28 protein-coding genes are annotated in these 24,965 nt (G+C 35.4%); 26 read left to right on the plus strand and 2 right to left on the minus strand.

The window, feature by feature from the left end; translation table 11 throughout:
- Positions 1 to 33: 33 nt before the first annotated feature.
- Entirely contained in the window at positions 34 to 123 is a 90-nt protein-coding gene (locus BN990_RS21890) for a YjcZ family sporulation protein (RefSeq protein ID WP_021291215.1), read from the minus strand.
- Positions 124 to 266: 143 nt separating this feature from the next.
- Here BN990_RS21890 and BN990_RS09860 point away from each other — a divergent pair, with 143 nt between their 5' ends.
- The 16 genes from BN990_RS09860 (at position 267) to BN990_RS09935 (ending at position 14,921) form a co-directional block, all read left to right on the plus strand.
- The gene (locus tag BN990_RS09860) at positions 267 to 1,004 is read left to right on the plus strand and encodes a segregation/condensation protein A (RefSeq protein ID WP_021291216.1); all 738 of its coding nucleotides are present in this window, start codon (positions 267 to 269) and stop codon (positions 1,002 to 1,004) included.
- Between the two features lie 2 nt (positions 1,005 to 1,006).
- Positions 1,007 to 1,606, plus strand: a complete 600-nt coding sequence (gene scpB, locus BN990_RS09865; protein WP_021291217.1) for an SMC-Scp complex subunit ScpB — start codon at positions 1,007 to 1,009, stop codon at positions 1,604 to 1,606.
- A gap of 268 nt (positions 1,607 to 1,874) precedes the next feature.
- A complete protein-coding gene (locus tag BN990_RS09870) occupies positions 1,875 to 2,750 on the plus strand; it encodes a superoxide dismutase (RefSeq protein WP_021291218.1) in 876 nt (291 codons plus the stop codon).
- 132 nt (positions 2,751 to 2,882) lie between these two features.
- Complete coding sequence (locus BN990_RS09875) at positions 2,883 to 3,998, plus strand: D-alanyl-D-alanine carboxypeptidase family protein (RefSeq protein ID WP_038243880.1); 1,116 nt, start codon at positions 2,883 to 2,885, stop codon at positions 3,996 to 3,998.
- Positions 3,992 to 4,576, plus strand: a complete 585-nt coding sequence (locus tag BN990_RS09880) for a nucleoside recognition domain-containing protein (protein ID WP_021291220.1) — start codon at positions 3,992 to 3,994, stop codon at positions 4,574 to 4,576. The genes BN990_RS09875 and BN990_RS09880 overlap by 7 nt, the downstream gene beginning before the upstream one ends.
- 3 nt (positions 4,577 to 4,579) lie before the next feature.
- Positions 4,580 to 5,110, plus strand: a complete 531-nt coding sequence (locus BN990_RS09885; RefSeq protein WP_021291221.1) for a spore maturation protein — start codon at positions 4,580 to 4,582, stop codon at positions 5,108 to 5,110.
- Positions 5,111 to 5,183: 73 nt separating this feature from the next.
- A complete protein-coding gene (locus BN990_RS09890; RefSeq protein WP_232620888.1) occupies positions 5,184 to 5,924 on the plus strand; it encodes a pseudouridine synthase in 741 nt (246 codons plus the stop codon).
- Between the two features lie 67 nt (positions 5,925 to 5,991).
- Positions 5,992 to 6,549: a thiol-disulfide oxidoreductase ResA gene (gene resA / locus BN990_RS09895; RefSeq protein WP_038245145.1), complete on the plus strand. Its 558-nt coding sequence runs from the start codon at positions 5,992 to 5,994 to the stop codon at positions 6,547 to 6,549.
- A gap of 28 nt (positions 6,550 to 6,577) precedes the next feature.
- Positions 6,578 to 8,221 (plus strand): cytochrome c biogenesis protein ResB, encoded by a 1,644-nt coding sequence (gene resB, locus BN990_RS09900; protein ID WP_038243883.1) that lies wholly within the window; start codon positions 6,578 to 6,580, stop codon positions 8,219 to 8,221.
- Positions 8,222 to 8,252: 31 nt separating this feature from the next.
- The gene (gene ccsB / locus BN990_RS09905) at positions 8,253 to 9,446 is read left to right on the plus strand and encodes a c-type cytochrome biogenesis protein CcsB (protein ID WP_021291225.1); all 1,194 of its coding nucleotides are present in this window, start codon (positions 8,253 to 8,255) and stop codon (positions 9,444 to 9,446) included.
- 114 nt (positions 9,447 to 9,560) lie between these two features.
- Complete coding sequence (locus tag BN990_RS09910) at positions 9,561 to 10,277, plus strand: response regulator transcription factor (protein ID WP_021291226.1); 717 nt, start codon at positions 9,561 to 9,563, stop codon at positions 10,275 to 10,277.
- Positions 10,277 to 12,049 carry an ATP-binding protein gene (locus tag BN990_RS09915; RefSeq protein ID WP_021291227.1) on the plus strand — a complete coding sequence of 591 codons (1,773 nt, stop codon included), beginning with the start codon at positions 10,277 to 10,279 and terminating at the stop codon, positions 12,047 to 12,049. Before BN990_RS09910 ends, BN990_RS09915 begins: the two co-directional genes overlap by 1 nt.
- A 50-nt stretch (positions 12,050 to 12,099) precedes the next feature.
- Positions 12,100 to 12,531, plus strand: coding sequence for a DUF4430 domain-containing protein (locus BN990_RS09920; RefSeq protein WP_021291228.1), 432 nt, complete (start codon positions 12,100 to 12,102; stop codon positions 12,529 to 12,531).
- A 5-nt stretch (positions 12,532 to 12,536) separates the two neighbouring features.
- Entirely contained in the window at positions 12,537 to 13,043 is a 507-nt protein-coding gene (locus BN990_RS09925) for an ECF transporter S component (RefSeq protein ID WP_021291229.1), read from the plus strand.
- A 191-nt stretch (positions 13,044 to 13,234) separates the two neighbouring features.
- Positions 13,235 to 13,771 (plus strand): RNA polymerase sigma factor SigX, encoded by a 537-nt coding sequence (gene sigX / locus BN990_RS09930; protein ID WP_021291230.1) that lies wholly within the window; start codon positions 13,235 to 13,237, stop codon positions 13,769 to 13,771.
- Positions 13,764 to 14,921, plus strand: a complete 1,158-nt coding sequence (locus tag BN990_RS09935) for a hypothetical protein (protein ID WP_021291231.1) — start codon at positions 13,764 to 13,766, stop codon at positions 14,919 to 14,921. The genes sigX and BN990_RS09935 overlap by 8 nt, the downstream gene beginning before the upstream one ends.
- 84 nt (positions 14,922 to 15,005) lie before the next feature.
- Here BN990_RS09935 and BN990_RS09940 read toward each other — a convergent pair whose 3' ends face one another.
- Positions 15,006 to 15,257, minus strand: coding sequence for a ferredoxin (locus tag BN990_RS09940; protein WP_021291232.1), 252 nt, complete (start codon positions 15,255 to 15,257; stop codon positions 15,006 to 15,008).
- Positions 15,258 to 15,384: 127 nt separating this feature from the next.
- On the opposite strand from BN990_RS09940, the gene BN990_RS09945 reads away from it, so the two are divergent.
- The 10 genes from BN990_RS09945 to prsW all read left to right on the plus strand — a co-directional run bounded on the left by BN990_RS09945 (position 15,385) and on the right by prsW (position 24,957).
- Positions 15,385 to 16,458, plus strand: coding sequence for a YpbB family protein (locus tag BN990_RS09945; protein WP_021291233.1), 1,074 nt, complete (start codon positions 15,385 to 15,387; stop codon positions 16,456 to 16,458).
- Positions 16,442 to 17,998 carry a RecQ family ATP-dependent DNA helicase gene (locus tag BN990_RS09950; protein ID WP_038243891.1) on the plus strand — a complete coding sequence of 519 codons (1,557 nt, stop codon included), beginning with the start codon at positions 16,442 to 16,444 and terminating at the stop codon, positions 17,996 to 17,998. The genes BN990_RS09945 and BN990_RS09950 overlap by 17 nt, the downstream gene beginning before the upstream one ends.
- Positions 17,985 to 18,581 carry a CPBP family intramembrane glutamic endopeptidase gene (locus tag BN990_RS09955; protein WP_021291235.1) on the plus strand — a complete coding sequence of 199 codons (597 nt, stop codon included), beginning with the start codon at positions 17,985 to 17,987 and terminating at the stop codon, positions 18,579 to 18,581. Before BN990_RS09950 ends, BN990_RS09955 begins: the two co-directional genes overlap by 14 nt.
- On the plus strand, positions 18,565 to 18,903 hold the full coding sequence (locus tag BN990_RS09960) for a hypothetical protein (RefSeq protein ID WP_021291236.1): 339 nt from the start codon (positions 18,565 to 18,567) through the stop codon (positions 18,901 to 18,903). The genes BN990_RS09955 and BN990_RS09960 overlap by 17 nt, the downstream gene beginning before the upstream one ends.
- Before the next feature lie 80 nt (positions 18,904 to 18,983).
- A complete protein-coding gene (locus tag BN990_RS09965) occupies positions 18,984 to 19,703 on the plus strand; it encodes a metallophosphoesterase (protein ID WP_074436676.1) in 720 nt (239 codons plus the stop codon).
- 141 nt (positions 19,704 to 19,844) lie between these two features.
- Positions 19,845 to 20,423, plus strand: coding sequence for a genetic competence negative regulator (locus tag BN990_RS09970; RefSeq protein WP_021291238.1), 579 nt, complete (start codon positions 19,845 to 19,847; stop codon positions 20,421 to 20,423).
- A 297-nt stretch (positions 20,424 to 20,720) separates the two neighbouring features.
- Positions 20,721 to 21,953: a Glu/Leu/Phe/Val family dehydrogenase gene (locus tag BN990_RS09975; protein ID WP_369759893.1), complete on the plus strand. Its 1,233-nt coding sequence runs from the start codon at positions 20,721 to 20,723 to the stop codon at positions 21,951 to 21,953.
- A gap of 123 nt (positions 21,954 to 22,076) precedes the next feature.
- Complete coding sequence (locus BN990_RS09980; RefSeq protein WP_038243904.1) at positions 22,077 to 23,042, plus strand: YpdA family putative bacillithiol disulfide reductase; 966 nt, start codon at positions 22,077 to 22,079, stop codon at positions 23,040 to 23,042.
- 151 nt (positions 23,043 to 23,193) lie between these two features.
- The gene (locus BN990_RS09985; protein ID WP_021291241.1) at positions 23,194 to 24,180 is read left to right on the plus strand and encodes an asparaginase; all 987 of its coding nucleotides are present in this window, start codon (positions 23,194 to 23,196) and stop codon (positions 24,178 to 24,180) included.
- Between the two features lie 99 nt (positions 24,181 to 24,279).
- Complete coding sequence (gene prsW / locus BN990_RS09990; protein WP_021291242.1) at positions 24,280 to 24,957, plus strand: glutamic-type intramembrane protease PrsW; 678 nt, start codon at positions 24,280 to 24,282, stop codon at positions 24,955 to 24,957.
- Positions 24,958 to 24,965: the final 8 nt, after the last annotated feature.

The following is a 24,965-nucleotide window of genomic DNA, read 5'->3' on the forward strand; positions in this document are numbered from 1 at the left end:
TTTATTTTCGTGCTGCTCCATGTAATCAATGACTTAGAGCCAAGCAGCACCGACAATAATTAATAAAATGAACAATACTACGATTAACGCGAAACCTCCGCCGTAACCATATCCACCACTCATGATGAAATACCTCCTTTTTCTTCTTTGCCTAAATGTCTTTAATAACATTTATCTTACAGTAATAACGTATGACGGGATATTCAATCGTGTATGGGCGTTTATAATTATTGCACTAATTTTTAGAAGGAAAGGGACGAAATAAATTGAATCAAGCATATCAGGTGAAATTAGATGCGTTCGAAGGACCGCTTGATTTACTGCTCCATTTAATTAATCAATACGAAATTGATATTTATGATATTCCTGTAGCACAAATCACAGAACAATACATGAATTATATTCACACCATGCATCAGCTTGAGTTAAATGTAGCAAGCGAATATCTTGTAATGGCGGCAACGCTGGTGGAAATTAAAAGCCAAATGCTACTGCCAAAACCGGAGATAGATGACGAAGTTGAAGAATATATGGAGGATCCTCGTGAAGAATTAATGTATCGATTAATTGAATATAGAAAATATAAAGAAGCTGCTGCACAATTACAGGAAAAAGAAAGAGAGGCTAATCAACTGTATACAAGGCCACCTGCAAACTTTGATAACTACCTAAGTGAGACAACAACGGTTGTCCAAGGCGATTTATCTGTATATGATATGATTAATGCTCTAGGAAAAATGTTTGAACGTAAGAAATGGAATACTCCTTTAGATACGAAGATTAAGCGTATGGAAGTATCTATAGAACAACGTATGAAAGAAGTACTTGAAGTTGTTAATCTGTCAGATGAAGGAATATTATTTGATCACTTATTTACGACGCAAACTAGATCCCATATTGTAGTAACCTTCATATCATTATTAGAATTAATGAAAAATAATCAAGTTTATTGTAAACAAGAAAAACAATTGGATGCATTATATGTGTTTCGTATGGAGGAATAAGGGTGGAAATATCAAAATTAAAAGCGATTGTAGAAGGATTATTGTTTGCTTCCGGAAATGAAGGGATTACCATAAAACAGCTTTCAAAAATAATGGAAGTAACGGAAGCAACAATTGAACATTTAATGGAAGAATTAAAATATGGTTATGAAAGCACAGACCGTGGTATCATGCTAATGCAAGCACATGAAGTATTCCATTTGACAACAAAACCAGAACATAGCGAATATTATAAAAGATTATTAGAAACACCTCAAACATCACGAATGTCTCAAGCTGCTCTTGAAACATTAGCAATTATCGCTTATCAGCAACCAATTACGAGAACAGAGATTGAAGATATTCGGGGTGTTAAGAGTGATCGCCCTGTTCAAACGCTCCTTTCCCGATTATTAATCGAAGAAGTTGGTAGAAAAGATACGGTAGGTAAACCGATGCTTTTCGCTACCACAAAAGAATTTTTAACATACTTCGGACTAACTTCTCTCGAAGATTTGCCTCCTCTACCTGAAAATCCAGAAACTGAAGGAGAACTGGAGTCAGAGGCAGATTTGTTTTTTGAACGATTTAGTGAAAATATAAATGAAAATGAACCGAAGTAAAGCTGGCAAACCGCCAGTTTTTTTAATTATGTCTTTTTAAACCACAGGCTCTGTTTGTGTGAAAATAAACCTTTAGGGGATGTAAAACAACTAATCCCAACGGCGTCGAGTGAAATCGTTTGGATTACTATAGGAACAAGATACTTTTGTACGAATGTAGCCTTTCTAAACGGGTTCTCGTGTCGTTTGCGCATGAAGAAAGCATAGGACTACATTTTTTTGATTCACATCAACCCGATATAGGCATATGCTACCTTGAGGTGATGATATGGATCGTTCGGTTAATGAATACCTAGATAATCTTATCCAATGGGGAAATCAAGCACGAGCCACAATCGAAAAATCAGAGATTGAAAATCAAGAACAACTGTTAAGTCAGCTGGATAATTGGCAGCATGATGTGAATCAATTGAAACAAATGCAGCAATTACGATCAGCAGAAAAATTGACTACTGTTCATAATGAAGGCGAAAGAATCTTATATCAGATCCATCAATCGCAACATAAAGGTTCTAAGGAGGATAGTATTGATTATGGACAGCATAAGCTGCCTCCATTACCATATGCATACAATGCGCTGGAACCTTACATCAGTGAAGAAATTATGCGTTTACATCATGATGTCCATCATCAAGGGTATGTAGATGGTTTAAATAAAGCAGAAAAAGAACTGTACGGAAAAAAGCTAAATAAGGATCTCATAAAATATTGGTTAAGAGAACAAGCATTTCATGGCTCTGGTCACCAATTGCATACGATATTTTGGTTTAATATGACACCTGATGCAGCAAAACGACCTTCTGGTATATTATTACAAACGATAGAATCAGACTTTGGATCATGGCATCGATTTAAAGCATTATTTACTGCTACAGCTAACTCTGTCGAAGGCGATGGTTGGGCTATCCTATTTTGGAATCCTAGAAATGGAAAATTAGGCGTACAATCATTTGAAAAACATCAATTATTCCAAATAGCTGACATTATACCTCTTCTCGTTTTAGATGTATGGGAACATGCGTATTATTTACAATATAAAACAGATAAAAAAGCATATGTTGATAATTGGTGGAATGTCGTAAATTGGAAAGATGTAGCTAATCGACTCAATAAAGCAATGAAAGTAAAGTGGGAATTATATTAATAAGGCAGGTTATTCTGCCTGTCTTATTAATTTGTCTGCGATCTATCTCTATTGATAGCGTACTTTTTGTTCATATCTTGTTTGTACATGCATAAACTATACAGACAACACCAATGTAGGAGGAACCTGCTCATGCGTATTGCAATTGTCTGTATCGCTATTTTTATATTTTCATTGATTTTCCCTTCCATAGGACAAGCTGATCCCCAGGTTTCGGGGCGTAATGCAGTTTTGATAGAACAATCAACTGGTCGAGTATTATTTGAAAAACAAGCTCATGATAAAGAATCGATTGCCAGTATTACAAAGATTATGACGGCAATAATTGCGATAGAGTCTGGTAAAATGCAAGAAAAAGCGAAGGCTAGTCGAAAAGCAATCTATACGGAAGGTTCTTCTATTTATCTAGAGCAGGGTGAGAAAATGACTATTAAAGATCTTGTTTATGGATTGATGCTACGCTCTGGAAATGATGCGGCAGTTGCTATAAGTGAACATATTGGTGGAAGTGAAGAAGGGTTCGTTTATTTAATGAATCAAAAAGCAAAATGGCTTGGAATGGATAATACACACTTTGATAATCCACATGGACTAGATTCAGAGAATCATTACTCGACAGCGTATGATATGGCAATATTAATGAGTTATGCCATGAAAAACGAAACATTTCAAGATATAACCGGTTCGCAAACCTATTTATCTGAAAATAGAACATATAGTTGGAAAAACAAAAACAAACTCCTTACACAATTTTATGAATATTGCACAGGTGGTAAAACAGGTTACACGAAGAAAACTGGAAGAACGTTGGTTTCTTCTGCGCAGAAGGACGGGGTGAATCTAATCGCTGTAACATTAGACGCTCCGGACGATTGGAGAGATCATATTTCCATGTTTGAGTGGGGATTTGACAATTATAATATGGAAACAATTGCTGAGGAAGAACCGATTTCCTATCGATTTTCGCAAGACACAGAAGCAAAATCTGGATATATACAACATGAGATAACATACCCATTACGTGATGAAGAAGTCTCCCAAGTTACGAACCAACTCTATATTTTAGAAAATGCCAAGCAAAGGGAAGAGCAAATAATTGGAAAAAACGTTTTTTATTTAAATGGAAAGCAAATTGCTGAAACAAACATCTTGCAGGAAGATCATGGGCAGGATATAAATCATCAATCGATTATTGAATCGTTCCTATCTGCATTACAAGAAGTTACTGGCGTGAGTGCAACATGGTAAATATTATTTGGGCAGGAATGGCCGCTATTGGAATTATATATGCCATGATTAATGGAACAATGGACAAGGTCAACGAAGCTATATTCGAGAGTGCAAATGAAGCGGTAACACTGACAATAGGATTAATTAGTGTACTGGTATTCTGGCTAGGAATCATGAAGATTGCTGAAAAGGCAGGTATCTTAGAATTATTAGCGAAATTATTTCGTCCCGTTGTAGTCCGTCTCTTTCCCGATATTCCAAAAGACCACCCAGCAATAGGATATATATTATCTAATATTACTGCAAATATATTTGGCTTAGGTAATGCTGCTACACCGATGGGGATTAAAGCGATGGAGCAAATGAAACAAATAAGTGGAGGAGATACTGCATCACGATCAATGATTACATTTTTAGCTTTGAATACTTCTAGTCTAACGTTAATCCCCACAACGGTTATTGCAATTCGGATGCAGTATGATTCTGCCTCACCTACTGAAATTGTCGGTGCAACGATACTAGCGACGCTCATTTCCTCCATTAGTGCAATTCTAATTGATCGATTTTTCTATTATCATAGCAGGCGGAGGATTTAACTTATGGGATTTATAACTTCAATGAGTATTTGGTTAATACCTTGTTTCATTTTAGTTGTGTTAATTACTGCAACCGTTAAACGAGTACCATCCTATGAATTGTTTGTTGAAGGGGGGAAGGAAGGAGTCAAAATGGCCTTTTCTTTACTTCCCTTTTTAGTAGGTATGATTGTATCTATATCGATTTTACGAAGTTCTGGAGCATTAGATGCGTTTATAAATCTTATTTCACCATTTTTATCGTTTATAGGAATACCGCCTGATATTATTCCGCTGGCTATTGTACGACCAATATCCGGTACAGCAGCTTTAGGGATGACAACGGAGCTAATTGATGCATATGGCCCTGACTCATTTATTGGAAGATTAGCTTCTGTAATGCAAGGGAGTACGGATACCACTCTGTATATATTAACGGTTTATTTTGGAGCAATTGGAATTAGAAAAATGGGATATGCATTGAAAGTTGGACTATTAGCTGATTTAGTTGGTATAATAGCTTCAATCGTAATTGTATCCATATTATTTGGATAAGACTTTAAACTAGCGTTAACAGAGAGTTAACGCTATTATTATGGTTGAAAATATAAAGGTAATGGTGATAATAATGAACACACAAGAACGTTTACAAAAAGTAATAGCACAAAGTGGAATAACTTCACGACGGAAAGCAGAAAAACTAATTCAAGATGGAAAAGTAAAAGTTAATCAGAAGGTAATCACTACATTGGGAACGAAGGTTAACCCGGATGATCAAATTGAGGTAGACGGTGTTCCTTTAGAAAAAGAAACCCCTGTTTATTTTATGCTTTATAAACCAAGAGGAGTTATTTCCAGTTTATCTGATGATAAAGGCAGAAAAGTTGTAACTGATTTACTCGGTGAGATCGAGGAACGTGTTTTTCCTATCGGAAGATTAGATTATGATACATCTGGCATACTGATACTAACGAATGATGGTGAATTTGCAAACCTTTTAATGCATCCACGATATCAAGTAGATAAAGTATATGTTGCAAAGATTAAAGGTACCCCGGAAAAGAGTGAATTGAATCAACTAAGAAAAGGGGTTCGATCCGATAATGACCTATTAAAGGCAGTTAATTACCGTATATTGTCTACGGATAAGAAAAAGAATCATACGATTTTGCAGCTGACATTACGAGAAGGAAAAAACCGTCATGTAAGAAGAATGATGGATGGATTAGGGTATCCAGTCATGAAATTAAAAAGAGAAAAATACGGTATGCTAACATTGGATGGGTTGAATTCAGGGGAGTATCGACCATTAACACCAAAAGAAGTGAAACAGATGCGAAATATGGCAACTAAAATTGTTGAAGAATAGTCAAAATTACATGAAAATCTTAATGGTATAATGACTCTGGGAGTTGATTCATTTGGGTCTAGAAGAAATGAAGCAAAAAAAGAAAACGAAAAAGCGAAACCGCTTAATTTTCAGGTCAATCATTCTTGTCGTTTTAGTAGGGGCAGTAGTTTTTGCTGTTGTTTCTAATTTGAAGGAGGATAAAATTGTCTATAAAGAAGGGGACGAAGCACCAGATTTTCAATTAAAACAAATTAATAGTAATAATGAAGCGGAGACCATTCGCTTAAGTGAGTTAGAAGGTAAAGGAGTTATGTTGAATTTTTGGGGGACGTGGTGTAAGCCGTGTGAGTCGGAAATGCCATATATGCAGAAACTTTATCCAGAATACAAGGAGAAAGGAGTAGAGATTGTAGCAGTTAGCTTGGATTCTACAGAATTAGTGGTAAACCGTTTTATAGAAAAATATGATCTTACTTTTCCAATACCTCATGATAAGGATAGCCAAGTGCAAGACTTGTATAAAGTTGGCCCCATCCCTAGCACAATATTTATAAATCCTGAAGGTGAAATTGTCGAAGTAATCAATGGTGCCTTAACCTTGGAGCGGTTAGAAGGATATCTTCAGGAAATACAGCCAAAGTAATGGACAATGGTTATGGAGAGGGATTTATATGAAAAGAATTAAATGTGAATGTGGTCATGTTAACCCAGAGGGTACAGTACTTTGTGAAGCATGCGGAAAACCGATTGAAGAAAATCAACATATCGATGGCAATGATAAGAAAAAATTACTTAATATGCGTTACGATGGAACAGCACGTCGATCTCAGACTTATAATAAGTCCATAGTGGACAAGATCTGGAGTTTTTTCTCCTCCGTAAAAGTGGGAGTATGGTTAATCGTTCTTGCATTAATCGCTTCTGCAATAGGCTCCATATTTCCGCAAGAACAATACATACCAGCAGATGCGGCTTCTCGCGATCCAGCTATCTTCTATGAGGAAAGATATGGAATATTTGGCTTAATCTTTTATCAATTAGGTTTTCATAATCTATATAGTTCTTGGTGGTATATGATTTTAATCGCACTGATAGGTGTATCATTAGTGATCTGTAGTTTAGATCGATTTGTACCATTATTCAAGGCGCTACGCAATCAAAAAGCCAAAAGGCATGAGACATTTTTAAATAGGCAACGATTGTTTAGTGAGACAGACGAGGTTACTAATGAAGATCTAGAAAGTGTTAAACAAGGTCTGAAGAATCAACGATATAAGTTGACGGAAGAAGATGGCCATATTCTTGCTGAAAAAGGTAGATTCTCCAGGTGGGGACCATATGTTAACCACATTGGTTTAATTATTATTTTATTAGCGGCTTTATTGCGAACAACTCCGCTTTTTTATATGGATGAGTATGTTTGGGTTCGTGAAGGTGAACAGGTGGTTTTACCAGGAACAGACCAAGCGTATTATATCGAAAATAAAGATTTTATTATAGAAAACCATAATCCAAACGATGAGCGGTTTGAAGAAGCAATCGCCGAAGAGGGTGGCGAAGTTCCTAGTAATTACCAGACTAATGTTGCTATCTACCAAGCTCAAGAACCAGAAGTAACAGGAGCAGAGCCAGAATTACAAAAGATTATTGATTCCAATATTCGAATGAATCAACCTGCGAAATTTGATGGTTATGCGGTTTATCAATCTGGATATCAATTAAATGAATTCTCCAGTATGTCATTTAAAATCCATGAAACCGATGACCCTGATGAGGATGAATTGGGTTCATTTACGGTAGATTTAACTTCCCCAGAATCAGAATATGAATTGGAGAATGGCTTTCGAGTAGAAGTAACGAATTATTATCCAGATTATTATTTAGATGATAATGGGGAACCTGCATCAGAAACCAACTATCCGCGAAACCCAGCATTTGTTATGATGGTACATCCACCTGATGGTAGTGAACCTGAGATCAGCTTTCTAGGTATTGGTAAAAATATAGATGCAACAGGTGAAAATGACTATAAAGTGGGCATAACAAATTTTGAAACACATGACGTGAGTGGTTTAAGTATAAGAAAGGACTATTCATTACCATACTTCCTAGTAGGTGCAATCATCTTTATGATTGGGGTAATTCAAGGAATGTACTGGCAGCATCGCAGGGTGTGGATTCGTCCGAAAGATAACGGGATTTTACTTGCTGCCCATACTAATAAGAATTGGCATGGCGTAACAAAGGATATTGAAAAATCAATCTCCGGCACAAATGTAAATATGGTAAAAGACCAGCAGGAATTGGATGAATAGCTTCACATGTTAGCTAATTAGGAGGGGTTTCATGAGTAGTAATAACTTAATTGAATTAAGCGGTACATTACTTTATACCGCTTTCTTTCTCTATTTAATTGCGACAGTATTTTTTTCTTTTACAATTGGCAACAAACGTAAGTCGGATGGAAAAGCAGGAAAGATTGGGATAACTTTAACGATTATCGGTTTCCTCTCTCAATTCGCTTATTTTATAACGAGGTGGATGGGGAGTGGTCATGCTCCAGTTAGTAATTTGTTTGAGTTTATGACCTTCTTCGGTATGGCAATTGTCCTAGGATTTATTATTATTTACTTTATTTACAAATTATCAGTTCTAGGTTTATTTGCGCTGCCTGTGGCATTAATCATTATTGCCTATGCAAGTATGTTTCCTACCGAGGTATCACCCCTCATACCGTCATTACAAAGTCATTGGTTATATATTCACGTAACTACAGTGTCGTTAGCACAAGGTATTTTAACCATTAGTTTTGTGGCGGGTTTAATTTATTTAATTAGACAAGTCGATCAAACCAAAACTACAAAACAAACGACTTGGCTGGAAATAACGATTTATTCGTTAATCCTGTTCGTCGGTTTTATTCTAGCTTCAACACTATTTAATGTGATGAATTATAACGCAACGTTCGAATACCCAACTACTGGTAATACTACCGTCGAAACGGAATATCATATGCCTGCTATTGCTGGGCCAACGGATGGTACGTTACTTACAGATGGGGTGATGGAGCCTTGGTTTGAAACACCTGGTTGGATGCATGGTGCAGATGCAGGAAGGAAGTTTAACACATTAATCTGGTCATTTATTTTTGGTACAGGTCTTTATCTATTATTAAGGCTTGTCTTTAGAAAACGGATTGGTGCGGCAATTCAACCGCTTGTGAAAAATGCCAAGCCTGATCTTTTAGATGAGATAGGGTATAGAGCAGTAGCTATCGGGTTTCCGGTATTTACGTTAGGTGGACTTATCTTTGCTGCGATCTGGGCTGAGGAAGCATGGGGGAGATTTTGGGGATGGGATCCGAAAGAAGTATGGGCTCTCATTACTTGGTTCTTCTATGCAGCGTACTTACATTTAAGATTATCAAGAGGATGGCATGGTGAAAAGTCAGCTTGGCTGGCAGTTGTTGGTTTCGCCATTATCATGTTTAATTTAATTGTTGTCAACCTTGTGCTAGCAGGTTTACACTCGTATGCTTAACCTATATTGAAGGCAAGGCATCATTGTTCGAAAGTGATGCCTTGTTTTTTCTTATACTTTTAACACCGGATAGTTTATACTCATAAGTGAATAGGTATGATTGGGGGTTCAAACATGGAAACAGAAGCAAAAGTATTAGTAGTAGATGATGAAGATAGAATACGAAGATTAATTCGAATGTATATGGAACGGGATAATTTTATTGTTGAAGAAGCAGAAAACGGTACAGCTGCACTGGATTTAGCGTTAAATAATGACTATGATGTGATCTTGTTAGACATCATGATGCCGGGAATGGATGGGGTTGAAGTATGCCAGGAGCTTAGGAAACAAAAAGATACACCTGTTATTATGTTAACTGCTAAAGGAGAGGAAGCAAACCGCGTACAAGGGTTTGAGATCGGAGCAGATGATTATATTGTGAAGCCCTTTAGTCCAAGAGAAGTTGTTTTACGGGTGAAAGCCCTTCTACGCAGAGTGACAAGCTCAACATTTAACGAAACTGACACAACAACCAAAAATATTATGGTTTTCCCACATATAACAATTGATAATGATGCACATCGAGTAACAGCGGATGGCGAAGAGGTAAGTTTAACCCCAAAAGAATATGAATTGTTATGTTTTCTTGCCAAATCGCCGGATAAAGTATTTAACCGAGAGCTCTTATTAAAAGAAGTATGGCAATATGAATTTTTTGGGGACTTGCGAACAGTTGATACACATGTAAAGCGTCTTCGCGAGAAATTAAATCAAGTTTCCCAAGAAGCTGCCAAGATGATTGTAACCGTATGGGGAGTCGGTTATAAATTCGAGGTGGATGATCAATAATGTTTTGGAGAAGTGTGGTGGGGAAACTAGCAATAACCATCTTATTGCTAGTTTCTTTTGTATTATTTATTTTAACAATATTATTGCTGCAGTTTTTTGAAGATTTTCATATACAAGAAGCAGAAGAAGATATGTTGCAAACTGCGACCAAGGTTTCTTTACTTGTTAATACGCATGATGATCGGCAAATTGTAAAAGAAATGACGGAACGAGTTAAAGATCCAGCAAGTAGGGTTGCCGTAGTATTTAATGATGGCGATCTATGGGTATCTGACGATGGAAAGGATAATCGTTTACCCGAATTAAAATCTAGTTGGATTGAGAATGAGGCGGGATTATCCGATGTATTAACAAATAACCAAGAAATACGGAAACAGATGCTTCTCCCTGGAAATCAGATGGAAGCAATGATTGTTGGTATTCCAATTGAAAATGAGGATGGAGCTATCTATGTTTATCAATCATTAGACGTTATTGATCAAACAAAAGCAGAAACAACGAAAATTATCTTTTTAGCAGCAGGAATTGCGATTGTTTTAACAACTATATTTGCATTTTTCTTATCGACACGAATTACTTCTCCCCTTATAAAGATGCGAGAAGCTGCATTTGATCTTGCAAAGGGAGAATTCAATACAAAAGTCCCAATATTAACGCATGACGAAATTGGAGAATTAGCTTTAGCGTTTAACCGAATGGGTAGGCAGCTTAAGTTTCATTTAAATGCGTTACGACAAGAAAAAGAGCAATTATCAAGTATTGTAAGCTCGATGGCTGATGGAGTAATTACGTTAAATCGAAGGGGAGACATGATTGTTACCAATAGTCCAGCAGATCGATTTATCGAAGACTGGTATTATGAGAATAATTTACAAAATGATACCGAAGAAAGGACACTTCCGTCAGAATTACTAGAAGTATTGCAAGAAGTGATTAATGGAGAAAAGGAAGCCATTCATGAAATCAGCTTGCAAGGTAGAAATTGGGTCATGCTGATGACCCCATTATATGATCAAAATTATGTGCGTGGTGCGGTAGCAGTTATTCGCGATATGACAGAAGAAAGGCGAATGGACAAATTACGAGAGGACTTTATTGCAAATGTTTCTCATGAATTACGTACACCGATTTCAATGCTACAAGGCTATAGCGAAGCCATTGTTGATGATATTGCAGAGTCAAAAGAAGATAAAAATGAATTAGCACAAATCATTCATGATGAATCATTACGGATGGGAAGGCTTGTCAATGAGTTATTAGACCTTGCTCGAATGGAAGCAGGTCACATCCATTTAAGTATGGAATCGGTAGATGTAGAAAAATATGTAGAAAGAATTATGAAGAAATTCAATGGTTTAGCATACGATAACCAAATTTCTCTTTCCTTAGACAAACAAATTATCCAATCCTATGCAATTTTTGACCCAGACCGAATCGAACAAGTATTTACAAACCTTATTGATAATGCCATTCGTCATACAAGTAAACATGGGTTTGTCCGGGTAAAAGTAATAAATGATCAACGTGCATTTCAGGTTGAGATTGAAGATAGTGGTAGTGGAATTCCAGAAGAGGATCTTCCATTTGTATTTGAACGTTTTTACAAAGCAGATAAGTCAAGGGTAAAGGATAAGAAGAAAAAAGGTACTGGGTTAGGGTTAGCGATTGCCAAAAATATTGTTGATTCCCATCATGGTTCAATTAATGTGAATAGTAAAGTAAACAAGGGAACTGCTTTTACTTTCCGTATTCCGAAAAATATGGAATCCTGATCCAGGTTATGGTATGGTTACGATGATTAGGAATAGAAAGGATGATCCGGATGAAAACATGGCTAAAACGGTTTGTTCCTATACTGGTTATTCTAGTCTTCATAACAGGTTGTGGAACAGAGGAACAAGGTGCTCCTGCAGAACCGAATCAAACGTCGGAGAACCAGCAAACCCAAACCGAGCAAAATGAAGAAAAAGTCTTGATAACAATCTCAAAAGATAATGGTGAGGAATACTTACATGAAAAAGAAATCCCTATTGAAGAGGGCGCCATTCTCATGGATGTAATGGAAGAGAATTTCTATATTGAAACAGAACAAGATGGTACATTTATAACCTCAATTGAACGTTTATCAGCGAAAGAAGGCGAACAAAAAGGGTGGGTTTATACTGTAAATGGGGACATGCCTACCGTTGGAGCTGCAGAATATAAATTAAAACCAGATGATAAGGTTGTATTTGATTTCCAGGCTTGGGAATAATTTGAGTGAACACATATAAAATAACGTTATTAGCAGTGTTAGCAGCTTTGGCAATTGTTGGTCGGTACTTCTTTGTCTTTATACCGAATGTACAGCCAGTGACTTCAATTATCATTATATCTGGTTTGACACTAGGGCCAATAGCAGGTGTATTATTAGCTTTAATTATATCCTTTGTCTCGAATATACTTTTAGGCATGGGAATATGGACAATATGGCAAACTGTATCTTGGGGAATCATTGGAATAATAAGTGGATGGATCGGTAAATTTTTTCCCCGGCTGCCATTTCTTTATATCCTGTTATTATCATTCTTGAGTGGTTATTTTTATGGATTTATTATTTCTTTAACTACCTATCAAATCAGTGGTGCATTTTGGCCGTATTATATTGCTGGAATCCCTTTTGATACTAATCATGCAATCGGCAATGTTTTATTTATGAGTTTCTTTTTTCCAATCATAAACTATTTAATTAAAAAATATAGGATGACGTGGATTGATGTAAAATAAGATGATGGACAGCTTGTGAGACTACCTTGTTTCACAAGCTGATTTTATTTGAATAGAGAATTAAAATTACTACAGGTCACTATTTGAATAAGTATTGCACTACTGATTTAGTCAATTTATAGTATGAAGTATAATTCACTATGTAACTTTTTTATGGAATCATCGACTATTTAGGTGAACGGAGGACCTTTATGAAGATCGTTTTTGATCAGTTATATGATAACTACCATCATGATCTTTATCAATTCATATTTTATATGGTGAAGGATAAATCTACAACGGAGGATTTGGTTCAAGAAGTTTACATTAAAGTTTTAAAATCACATAAAAGCTTTAAGGGAGAAAGCAGTATTAAAACCTGGCTGTTTTCCATTGCTCGTCATGTAACGATCGATTATTTTCGAAAACAAACCAGACGAAAAAAACGAATCTTATCCTTCTTTGACTGGTCAGTGAAAGAAGAGCTTGTGGAAGATCATGCTTTTTTACCAGAAGAATTAGCTATTCAGAATGAAGAAATACAAGCTATTTACCAGTGTCTTGATCATTGCACGTTCGACCAAAAAAGCGTCATTATATTGCGATACATACAATCATTTTCCATTAAAGAAACGGCAGAAATATTAAATTTTACCGAGAGTAAAGTGAAAACCACACAACATAGAGGGTTAAAAGAGTTAAGGAAACAATTAGAATTTCGTAGCAAGGGAGGGATCGTGGATGAATAAAGACGAAAAGAAGCAAAACTTAAAAAATAGGCTTAAGCACCTTCCTGAAGTTACGGATCATCGATCAAAAAAAGAGGTTTATCAAAAATTCTTATTACAAATGGAAAAGAATGAGAAAAACAAACGTAATAAACGATTATTACCGGTGACAGCTCTTATAACAGCTGCTATTATTTTAATTCTTATTGTTCCTGGTTTGTTTAATTCTTTTCAAACGAGTGAAGATAATACAAGTGAATGGACCGCCAATCAAGAAGACAGATCAAGTGTTGAGACTGATGCTTCCAGAGATGTTAACCGCATAGAAACGAAAGAGGAACATATGGCAGTTGATCCTGCAAAAGAAAATGATTCATATGTTCTCCATGAACTACCATCTAATCATCGTGTTCTTTATGCTTCCATCGCAGATGAACAAATACAACATACGATTCCCTTTGCTTTTGTTGTTTCAGCAAACAGGGAACTGGATACTGCTTACAATCATTTGGATCAATATATAGATAGACTTAAGATAAATCAAAACCAATATTTGTTTCATGGCATTACTTATCAAATAGATGAAGATGCAAAGCGTGTCACTTTGCAATTACCTGATCATTTTGCTTTAGGGGAAGGGTCTGCGGTGCCAAGGATGTTTGAACGAATGGTCGGCAACATGTTTCGACCTTATGGCATCGATATGGCTTATTTCAGTAAAGGAAATAAGGATCAAGTGGACCTAGGAGCTTTAGGGAACGTGAACTCACTTTCGATAGAGGATACAGTGAAGTATAGTTATAAGTTATATGAGAGAAACAACCAACGTCATTTAATTGAAATATCGAACAATGAATCTGAATCGATAGATGCTGCCATTCAAAAGTTGCAAACGAGGGGTAAAAATAAGTATATTAAACAAACGATACCAAAAGAACTTCAATATCAAGTGTCAACTGCTAATGACCTACTGCAATTTACACTTACAAATAATGTAGAGCTTACCAATAGGAACGGGATATTACTGATTGAATCTATATTAATGACTGCCAAAAGTTATGAATACAACAGAGTAAAGTTTAACAACTTTTCCAGCGAACAGATAGGAGAATATGACTTAACCAAGCCTGTCCCTGTTCCTAAAGCCGTGAACCCGGTAGAAGTTAACTAATGCGAATAAAAAAGTGTTTTAGACTTGATTCTGCTAAAACACTTTTTCTATGGATATGGATATTGTAGAATATAAATATATATATCACGCTTGATTATTACAAGAGGCAGCCTTAAACGGATGCTCCGAAATTTTTACTGAATCTGTAGGACATCCTTGGTAGGCTTCTATCATATCGTCTATATATTCGTTTTTAACTGCCGTAATTCCTTGATTATTATCGGTTTTTACGAATGCTATACACTCATCGTCATAATCGTATATATCAGGAGCTGCAGTTCCGCACGCACCACAAGCAATACATGTTTCTTTGTCTATTCTTGTATAATACGCCATATTCCTATTTCTCCTTATCGGTAAAGTCTTTATATCTTCTTTTAGTGTAAAGCTGAAATGGAATTCTTTCAATAAAAACAGCCCGATACGAAGAAGATGGTCATGAATATCAAGGAGAGTCGATTTTATGATACTTAAAGGAATCATTTTATATTGTGTTTCGCAAATTGAAACGGAACGATCCGTTTCGGCTGTTTATTATATTATAACAGGGAAACGATCGATTCAAACGGTACAGGATATGCACATTTATCAATTAAAGAATTTTTTTGGAATTGATACTAATATAGATAAGTCTGATTATGATCAACTTATTCAAGCATGTGAAGCGGAGCAATTACTTATAAAGGTAGATGATGAAAAGCAACTGTATCGAATATCGAGGCAAGGAGAACGCTGGTTAGTTAAAGAAAATGATCAACTCTATTTAAACCTATTTAAAGGGGCGCAATATGGAGCTAATTCCCATACTTATTTTGATCGATTACGATTGTTAATACAAACACTTACAAATAGTAAAATGGGCTACTTTCAATTTATTCCAGTCATTGAAAATAAAGATGTTGAGAATTGGGTAAAACGCAATTACAGTGCAATAAAGCCAGTTACCAATCAATTCTTATCTAAGCTTTATGAAGAATTACTTCAGGTATTACATCGATTTCCAGTAGAAGTAGCAGAAATGTTTGTGGATCGCTTGACGGGATATAAATCTTATGGAAAAAGTATAAATCAATTAGCTAAACAACATAACCGATCTACCAAAACGGTTCATTTAATCATCACTGGTTTTCTACACTTTCTTATGGATATAGTTATGAAAGAAGAGCCTTTTCCGATATTAAGGTTTATTGCAAAAGATTTAACTTCTTCCGTTTATTTAACCAATACGGCTCAAATAACACATCAATTCTTACATAATGGCAATACAATACAGGAAATAGCGAATGAAAGAAATTTAAAAGTCAATACAATCTATGACCATATTGTTGAAATAGCACTTTACGATTCAGACTTTTCCATAGAAAACTATGTCTCTAAAGCTGATCAACAAGAAATTATCGAAGCTTTCTATCAGACAAACTCATATAGGCTAAAAACGATTAAAGACTTCGTTGATAACCGTATATCGTATTTTCAAATTCGCTTAGTATTGGCAGTCTTACAAAATGAGGTAGAATCCAATGGATCAATTAGCTGAACAATATACTTTATTACAAAACCAATTAGATAAGTTTTTCGGCTATCCTTCTTTTCGATTAGGTCAGAAAGAAATTATTCAAGACATAATGGAAGGGAAGAATGTTTTAGGAATCTTGCCAACTGGATCAGGGAAGTCGATCTGTTATCAATTGCCAGCTCGATTATTAGAAGGTTTAACTATTGTAGTTTCACCGCTTATTTCGCTAATGATTGACCAGGTTAAACAATTAAAAGCGATGAATTTTAAGCAAGCGGTAGCGATCAATAGTTTTATGGACTATAGGGAGCGTAACGATGTGCTCCGTAACCTAAGTCATTATAAGCTGGTCTATGTTTCTCCAGAATTATTACAGCATGATCAGATACAACAAAAGCTCGGTGAGGTAAAAGTTAGCTTATTTGTGATTGATGAGGCCCATTGTATATCACAATGGGGCCATGAATTCAGACCAGATTATTTAAAGTTACACGAAATTATTCATGTGTGTAATTATCCAGCTGTATTAGCATTAAGTGCTACAGCTACTCCAAAAGTTCAAGAAGATATTATTCAAGCTTTAGGTAATCAAAAAATGGTAAAGCATGTATATGACATGGATCGGGATAATATTGCGTTTTGTATTAAGGAAGTGAACGATGATCAGGAAAAGAATGCGAAAATCATCGCTTTGTGTAAAAAATACCGCGTCCCAAGTTTAATTTATTTTTCAAGTAGACAGGCTGCTGAAAAAGTATCGCAGATCTTAATTCAAAATTTAGGTTATCGCATTGCTGTTTATCATGGTGGCATGGACCAACATGATCGAATAACTATTCAGCAACAGTTTATGAATAATCAATTGGATATTGTTTGTTGTACCAGCGCCTTCGGTATGGGGATTAATAAGCAAAATATACGTCTCATCATTCATTATCACTTAACTACTCAGGTCGAATCCTATATTCAAGAAATTGGAAGAGCCGGCAGAGACGGTGAGGCAAGTGTTAGTTTTTTACTATATTCCAAAAAAGATATCCATTTACCGAAGAATATTATTAAGAAGGATCTGCCAACTAAACATGATGTAATGGTTATATTTGAACATTTATATAATCTGTACATGGCAGATCAGCCGTTGCCAGTCAAGGACGAAGCGATGAATCGATTTCATATAAATGAAGTACAGTGGCGTTTTATTTGTTATCAACTTGAACACCACGGGATAATAAAAGATAACACGATTTTTTTCAAAAATAATGTTTGGCTTCGTGCCAGGCAACAAATTAATGAATATTGTCAACATAGAATTACCATGAAACAAGCAAAACTAAATAAATTTTTAACTTGGGTACATCAGAAAGATTGTCTTAGAAAGTATCTTTATCATGAATTTCAATCAGGTTATAAAACGCCTAAATATCAATGCTGTACTAATTGTGGTTTCAGTTGGGATCATTGGAGTCCAGTACAAATAGTTCCAATGGAAGAAATGACAGAAACATGGCAAGACAAGTTAAAAGGAAAACTACTAGTTGGAGTTAAAGATGAAACAGAGTGAACAAATAAAACATATGGAAGATCATGAAATAAGAACACAACTCATTATTTCGCAATTCGTGTTAATTTTTATTAGTCTGGCAGGCAGCTTTATTTTATTTGATTCTTTCTTTCGTGATTGGCTGCGATTATTTGCGTGGGATAATCAAGATATCCTTTATTATGGTGTCTTACCAGGTCTTATCATAGTTGGTGTTGATCTATTACTGATTCGGTTTTTACCGCCTTCCTACTATGATGATGGTGGAATTAATGATCGACTTTTTCGTAATCAGTCAGTTACGTTCATTACTCTTATATCCTTAATGGTGGCTTTTGCAGAGGAGATTTTATTTCGTGGTGTACTTCAGACGTCATTCGGGTATCTCATAGCTAGTTTTATTTTTGCGCTTGTTCATTTAAGATACCTGAGAAAACCCGTATTGCTCATTGGAGTATTGTTAATAAGTTTTTATATTGGATATTTATTTCACTTAACGGAAAATTTAGTTGTAACGATTGTCGCTCACTTTATTGTAGATTGTTTACTTGGATTAGTTATTCGTCTGAAAAGCGAGGTTGGTAAAAATGAGTCAACAGGCTAAAAAATTAGAAGATCAAGCAGAAGAACTCAGAAGTTTATTAAATGAAGTTGAAAAGAATACAGATAAAGAAAATGCCTCCGATGAAAAAAAAGCAAACGAAGGACATCGGTCGCGAGAGGTAGATATCCTTAATTTACCCCCACGTAAGGAAATTCATAGTAATAAAAAAGCACCCACACATATTAAAATAAGTGTGCCATTTAAACGATTCCTTTTGATTCTTACAGTTTTGTTAATTCTTATGTTAGGTGCATATCTTTGGTTTGGTGAAGATTTAATACAAATGATTAATAATGCTCTACCATTAGAGGAACTTATATAAAAAGGTAAAGTAGATAAAGGGGTAAGTGTAGGTTGATAATTTTTTGCAGCGCATTGTTGATTCTGATTATAATAGGTTCCATGATTTATTTAGCATATTTGGATACTACGCATTATCATTCCATACAGCATAATTGTTTACCAGAAGAATTTCATATGTTTCGCATCTTTTTCATCTCAGATATTCATCGACGTAGAATAAATAAGAAGACGATTGATAAAATAAAGAAGCATGTGGATATTATAGTGATTGGTGGAGATTTAACAGAAAAATATGTTCCACTAAGCAGAACAAGAAAGAATTTGCATTTACTTAAACAACTATGTCCTACGATTTATTTTATCTGGGGTAATAATGATTATGAAGTAAATACGAATGATTTAATCGAATTGCTGTTGGCTGAGAACATTACGATACTAAAAAATACAAATGAAGAATTAATGAACCATCAAAAAAAAATCACTTTACTTGCACTAGATTGTATGAAATACGGAGAACCTAATTTCGAGATGGCAAACAAAGGTATTACTGGGGATTTTAGAATATTACTGACACATGATCCAATGGGTTTTTATACATTATGTGATACACAAAAAGCAGCCATTCAGCTTGTATTATCAGGCCACACACATGGGGGGCAAATTCGATTCCTTGGATTCGGGCCATACGAGTCAGGAAGCTTTAAAAATGTGCAAAATACATCTATATTAGTAAGTGAAGGGTATGGTTTTACAACTTTGCCTTTTCGTTTAGGTACCAGATCTCAGTGTCATGTCATTACTTTAGAGAAAAAGACATAAAAGTAAGGTTGCCAAGTTCAAGAATAACATCCTGAGCATATAGTGTAGTAAGTGATGTTTAATATGAAGTGTAATATTACTGCAAAAATGATGCTTTGCTTCAGTTGTATATTCTAATGCGACTCAAAAGGAGGATACTATATGCGTATTGAAAGAGTGTCTAATAATCAATTTACGATATTTTTAACCTTTGACGACTTAATGGAACGAGGGTTTAATAAAGATGATTTATGGTATGATGCGTCAAGTGTCCGCAGCCTGTTTAGTGATATGATGTATGAAGCGAGTACAGAATTGGGATTTGAACTTGAAGGAGCATTACTCGTACAAGTTCATCTAATGCAAGCACAAGGAATGCACGTTGTTGTTACACAAAAAATAGAAGAATTTGACCCAGAAGATGATTTTATTGAAATGAAAGTCACGCTTGATGAAAGTAAAGAATTGTTGTTTTCATTTACAGATTTTGAGAATATTATTCAAGTTGCCTCTTACCTAACAGCACTATCAATAGATGGTGGTGAAGTATACCATATGGATGATACCTATTATATGTTACTAAATGATGATGATTTAAAAGGACAAAGCAGAGAGGATATTATCGCAGTAATGTCTGAATATGCATATCCAAGTATAATCACCTCTTATCGTTTAAAGGAATACGGTAAAGTGATCTATGCTAATCAAGCAGTGGAGCAGATTCATCACATGTTCCATTAAATTATAGTGTAAGTCTAGATGGTTTTTAAGGAAAATGTTACGATAGGTCTGGTGTTAAAATAAAGTTTTTTTAAACTGAAGACACCGATTACATGAGGTGATTTTCTTCAGCATAGTAAATATACATTTTTGTCTCATGAAGTTATAAAAAATGTAGTTATTTTATTGCATATTTACAGTGAAGGTGTATACTAATCTCTGAGTAAAGCTATTAATAAATATTTTAGAGATATTCTAGGAGGTAAATTCATGGTAGCCGATAACGCAGCAGACTCTACCAAAGAAACGAACAAAAAAATGGATGTATTGAGCTCAACACGAACTGTTGTAAAAACTGCATTGGAGAAATTGGGTTACCCTGATGAAGTTTTTGAATTATTAAAAGACCCGATAAGAATGATGACAGTAAGGATCCCAGTTCGAATGGATGATGGTTCTATAAAGGTTTTTACTGGATATCGTGCGCAGCATAATGATGCTGTAGGACCTACAAAGGGTGGCGTAAGGTTTCATCCGGATGTTACGGAAACGGAAGTAAAAGCACTCTCTATATGGATGAGCTTAAAAGCTGGTATTGTTGATTTACCTTATGGTGGTGGAAAAGGTGGAATCATTTGTGATCCTAGAGAAATGTCATTTCGCGAGTTAGAAGGATTGAGTAGAGGATATGTACGAGCAATTAGTCAAATTGTAGGTCCAACCAAAGATATTCCTGCACCAGATGTATTCACTAACTCACAAATTATGGCATGGATGATGGATGAGTACAGTCGTATTGATGAATTTAATAATCCAGGATTTATTACAGGTAAACCAATTGTGCTTGGGGGTTCACATGGTAGGGAATCTGCAACTGCAAAAGGGGTTACAATTTGTATAAACGAAGCTGCCAAGAAAAAAGGTATTGATGTAAAAGGGGCAAGAATCGTTGTTCAAGGCTTTGGTAATGCTGGTAGTTTCTTGGCTAAATTTTTGCATGACGCTGGTGCAAAAGTTGTAGGTATTTCTGATGCGTATGGTGCTCTCCATGATCCAGAAGGCCTTGATATCGACTACTTATTAGATCGACGAGATAGCTTTGGTACCGTTACAAAGCTATTTAACAACACTCTTTCCAATCAAGAACTATTAGAGTTAGATTGTGATATATTAGTGCCGGCAGCAGTTGAAAATCAGATCACGGAGAAAAATGCTGATAAGATAAAAGCAAGCATCGTTGTAGAAGCGGCTAATGGTCCAACAACAATGGAAGCTACTCGAATTCTGAGCGAGCGAGGAGTTTTATTAGTACCCGATGTTCTAGCTTCTGCTGGTGGAGTAACCGTTTCCTACTTTGAATGGGTACAAAATAATCAAGGCTACTACTGGACGGAAGAAGAAATTGATACAAAGCTTCATGAAATTATGATAAAATCGTTTAATTCCATTTACAACACCGCTGAGAACAGACGGGTAGATATGCGATTAGCTGCTTATATGATTGGAGTTAGAAAGATGGCTGAAGCTTCGAGATTCCGTGGTTGGGTATAATTAGAAATGTACGAAGCGCGAATTATGACGAAAAAACTCTTATCCTGTGTAGTAAGATAAGAGTTTTTTTGGTTATGGCGACTAAAAAGCAGCGAGTTTTTAGATAAGGAAGTGTGATGAAGCATGCAAGCAGAAAAAATAATCGTGGTTGGTGCAGGACCTTGTGGAATGTCTTGCGCAATCGAACTTCAAAAAAATGGATATAACCCTTTGCTTATTGAAAAAGAAAATATTGTTAATGCCATTTATAATTTTCCAACACACCAAACATTTTTTAGCTCTAGCGAAAAATTGGAGATTGGGGATGTAGCATTTATTACGGAAAAACATAAACCAGTTCGTAATCAGGCACTTGCTTACTATCGTTCGGTGGCAGAACGAAAACAGTTACGTATTCATACTTTTGAAGAAGTCACAGGTGTTCAGAAAGATGAAAAACAATTTTATGTTACTACAAATAAACAAACCTATACGGCTGCACAGGTGATTATTGCTACAGGATATTATGGTCAACCTAATATGATGAATATCCCCGGCGAAACATTGGAAAAAGTGATGCATTATTTTAAAGAAGGGCATCCTTATTTCCGAAAAGATGTTGTCGTTATTGGCGGCAAGAATTCAGCGGTAGATGCTGCACTTGAGCTTCACAAAGCAGGAGCAAACGTTACAGTAATTTATCGTGGGAGTGAATATTCGAAAAGCATCAAACCGTGGATTCTTCCTGAATTTGATTCTCTTGTTCGTAAAGAAAAGATTAAAATGCTGTTTGATGCGACCGTTTTCGAAATAACAGATAATAAGGTAATTTATCAGCAAAACAATCAGAAACAATCACTTCATAACGACTATGTGTTTGCCATGACAGGATATCACCCTGACTTATCCTTACTATCTTTTATGGGCGTTAAAATTGATGAAGCATCAGGCCAGCCATATTTTAATGAGGTAACTTATGAAACAAATGTTCCTGGTATATATATTGCGGGCGTTGTAGCTGCAGGATACAATAATAATAAAATATTTATTGAAAATGGAAGGTTTCATGGGGAAGCCATTGCGAATTCGATAAGAAAAAAAGGATGGTAGTGTTTGCTATCATCCTTTTTTTTTATCGTCCTGTTTCTTCTAGACTTTCTCTATCACATTGACGAATTCTGTCAAAACAAATATGCTATTGTTGTATATGTTTCTGCATAGAATGGAACAAAAAATTTTAGTTAAAAAGTAGGTATTTCTAATGGAGAAAAAAAAAGTCGTTTTGATTGCTACTGGAGGCACCATCGCAAGTAGAAAAAGAGCTGACAGTGGCCTTTTAGAATCAGGTGTCATCAGTGGAGAAGAAATTGTGGAGTTATGTGACATACCAGGTTACATTGATGTTGAAGTGGAATCATTATTCCAAAAGGCTAGTATGCATATTCTCTTTGAAGATCTATTGGAGTTAAAGAATAGAATTGATTATCAATTAGCTAAAGATGATGTATCAGGAGTAGTGGTCACTCAGGGAACAGATACATTGGAAGAATCTTCATATTTCATTAATTTGATTACAAATCATAAAAAACCAATTGTATTTACTGGATCACAACGCTCACCTGGTGAAGTTGGCACAGATGCTTTTATTAATATAAAGCATGCTATTTTAACTTCTTGTAGTGAAGACTTGAATGATGTTGGAGTAGTGGTAGTATTTAATGAGCGAATCTTTCATTCAAGATATGTAAAGAAAGAACATGCCTCAAATATTCAAGGATTTAATTCGTTTGGCTTTGGATATCTAGGTATTATTGACAATGAAACCGTACATATGTTTCAAAAACCTTTAGAGAATGAATTCTATCCTATATCTATTTCAACTGCATTGCCTACGATCGATATCATTAAATGTTATATGGGAGCAAACGATAGATTTCTTAAAGCATCGAGGGAAGCCGGTGTTGATGGAATTATTTTAGAGGGAGTAGGAAGAGGTCAGGTTACACCGAATATGATGGCCGAAATAGCGCATTGCATTCAAAAAGGAATATACGTTGTGATTACAACCTCTGCTGTTGAAGGTGAAGTATATACAACCTATGATTATGAAGGCAGTACATTTGACTTAAAAAAAGCTGGGGTTATTTTAGGTAGAGATTATGACAGTAAAAAAGCAAGAATTAGACTAATGGTTGGAATAGCCAGTAAGCACATGAATATGGAGCGTCTGTTTAATCCAGACAGATAATAGCACGTAAGTTAATTAAAATCTGCTTGATTTGCTATTTTCAGAAGGTAGTACTTAATGGTACGATAATGGTATTGGATGTGAAAGAGGTTAAAGGCCATGTTTGCTATTTTCTCTGCTGGTATAGCACCAGCTTTAGCTTTAATGTCATTTTTCTATTTAAAGGATCGCTTTTCAGAGCCATTACCATTAATAATTAGGACATTCGTTCTTGGAATGTTGCTTGTTTTTCCTATTATGTTTATCCAATATGTGATACAGTCTGAAGAAATCATTACGAATAATTTCTTGGAATCTTTTTTAATTGTAGGTTTCTTAGAAGAGTTCTTTAAGTGGTTTATTTTCATGTATACCATATATCATCATTCAGAATTTGATGCTCATTACGATGGAATTGTTTACGCGGTAGCAATTAGCTTAGGATTTGCTACACTTGAAAATATATTGTATCTATTTACAAATGGAATTAGTTATGCATTCACGCGAGCTTTATTTCCAGTATCTTCTCATGCTCTATTCGGAGTAATAATGGGCTATTATTTTGGTAAAGCAAAAATGAACCCTGATAACCGGAGAAAGAATGTTTGTTATGCGTTTTTCTTCCCTTATGTTTTACACGGAATCTATAATTATATACTCATACAGGTATCAAGTTATTGGGCTATTATACTCATACCGTTTATGATTGGGTTATGGATTATCGGGTTGCGTAGAGTTAAAATAGCCAATGAATCAACGTACCATTTGATTATGGCTAAGACAAAAAAAGAAGGATAAAAAACCCT

This window comes from Virgibacillus salexigens (assembly GCF_000723585.1).
Lineage (GTDB): Bacteria > Bacillota > Bacilli > Bacillales > Amphibacillaceae > Virgibacillus > Virgibacillus salexigens.

Bases quoted from the DNA above. Each gene is read 5' to 3' on its own strand.
- BN990_RS09885 (WP_021291221.1), top strand. From the start codon at position 4,580: ATGGGATTTATAACTTCAATGAGTATTTGGTTAATACCTTGTTTCATT.
- BN990_RS21890 (WP_021291215.1), bottom strand. From the start codon at position 123: ATGAGTGGTGGATATGGTTACGGCGGAGGTTTCGCGTTAATCGTAGTA.
- sigX (WP_021291230.1), top strand. From the start codon at position 13,235: ATGAAGATCGTTTTTGATCAGTTATATGATAACTACCATCATGATCTT.
- BN990_RS09955 (WP_021291235.1), top strand. From the start codon at position 17,985: ATGAAACAGAGTGAACAAATAAAACATATGGAAGATCATGAAATAAGA.
- BN990_RS09965 (WP_074436676.1), top strand. From the start codon at position 18,984: ATGATTTATTTAGCATATTTGGATACTACGCATTATCATTCCATACAG.
- ccsB (WP_021291225.1), top strand. From the start codon at position 8,253: ATGAGTAGTAATAACTTAATTGAATTAAGCGGTACATTACTTTATACC.
- BN990_RS09945 (WP_021291233.1), top strand. From the start codon at position 15,385: ATGATACTTAAAGGAATCATTTTATATTGTGTTTCGCAAATTGAAACG.
- BN990_RS09890 (WP_232620888.1), top strand. From the start codon at position 5,184: ATGAACACACAAGAACGTTTACAAAAAGTAATAGCACAAAGTGGAATA.
- BN990_RS09985 (WP_021291241.1), top strand. From the start codon at position 23,194: ATGGAGAAAAAAAAAGTCGTTTTGATTGCTACTGGAGGCACCATCGCA.
- BN990_RS09940 (WP_021291232.1), bottom strand. From the start codon at position 15,257: ATGGCGTATTATACAAGAATAGACAAAGAAACATGTATTGCTTGTGGT.
- BN990_RS09935 (WP_021291231.1), top strand. From the start codon at position 13,764: ATGAATAAAGACGAAAAGAAGCAAAACTTAAAAAATAGGCTTAAGCAC.
- resB (WP_038243883.1), top strand. From the start codon at position 6,578: ATGAAAAGAATTAAATGTGAATGTGGTCATGTTAACCCAGAGGGTACA.
- BN990_RS09910 (WP_021291226.1), top strand. From the start codon at position 9,561: ATGGAAACAGAAGCAAAAGTATTAGTAGTAGATGATGAAGATAGAATA.
- BN990_RS09920 (WP_021291228.1), top strand. From the start codon at position 12,100: ATGAAAACATGGCTAAAACGGTTTGTTCCTATACTGGTTATTCTAGTC.
- BN990_RS09980 (WP_038243904.1), top strand. From the start codon at position 22,077: ATGCAAGCAGAAAAAATAATCGTGGTTGGTGCAGGACCTTGTGGAATG.
- BN990_RS09880 (WP_021291220.1), top strand. From the start codon at position 3,992: ATGGTAAATATTATTTGGGCAGGAATGGCCGCTATTGGAATTATATAT.
- BN990_RS09960 (WP_021291236.1), top strand. From the start codon at position 18,565: ATGAGTCAACAGGCTAAAAAATTAGAAGATCAAGCAGAAGAACTCAGA.
- prsW (WP_021291242.1), top strand. From the start codon at position 24,280: ATGTTTGCTATTTTCTCTGCTGGTATAGCACCAGCTTTAGCTTTAATG.
- BN990_RS09915 (WP_021291227.1), top strand. From the start codon at position 10,277: ATGTTTTGGAGAAGTGTGGTGGGGAAACTAGCAATAACCATCTTATTG.
- BN990_RS09975 (WP_369759893.1), top strand. From the start codon at position 20,721: ATGGATGTATTGAGCTCAACACGAACTGTTGTAAAAACTGCATTGGAG.
- BN990_RS09970 (WP_021291238.1), top strand. From the start codon at position 19,845: ATGCGTATTGAAAGAGTGTCTAATAATCAATTTACGATATTTTTAACC.
- BN990_RS09875 (WP_038243880.1), top strand. From the start codon at position 2,883: ATGCGTATTGCAATTGTCTGTATCGCTATTTTTATATTTTCATTGATT.
- resA (WP_038245145.1), top strand. From the start codon at position 5,992: ATGAAGCAAAAAAAGAAAACGAAAAAGCGAAACCGCTTAATTTTCAGG.
- BN990_RS09950 (WP_038243891.1), top strand. From the start codon at position 16,442: ATGGATCAATTAGCTGAACAATATACTTTATTACAAAACCAATTAGAT.
- BN990_RS09870 (WP_021291218.1), top strand. From the start codon at position 1,875: ATGGATCGTTCGGTTAATGAATACCTAGATAATCTTATCCAATGGGGA.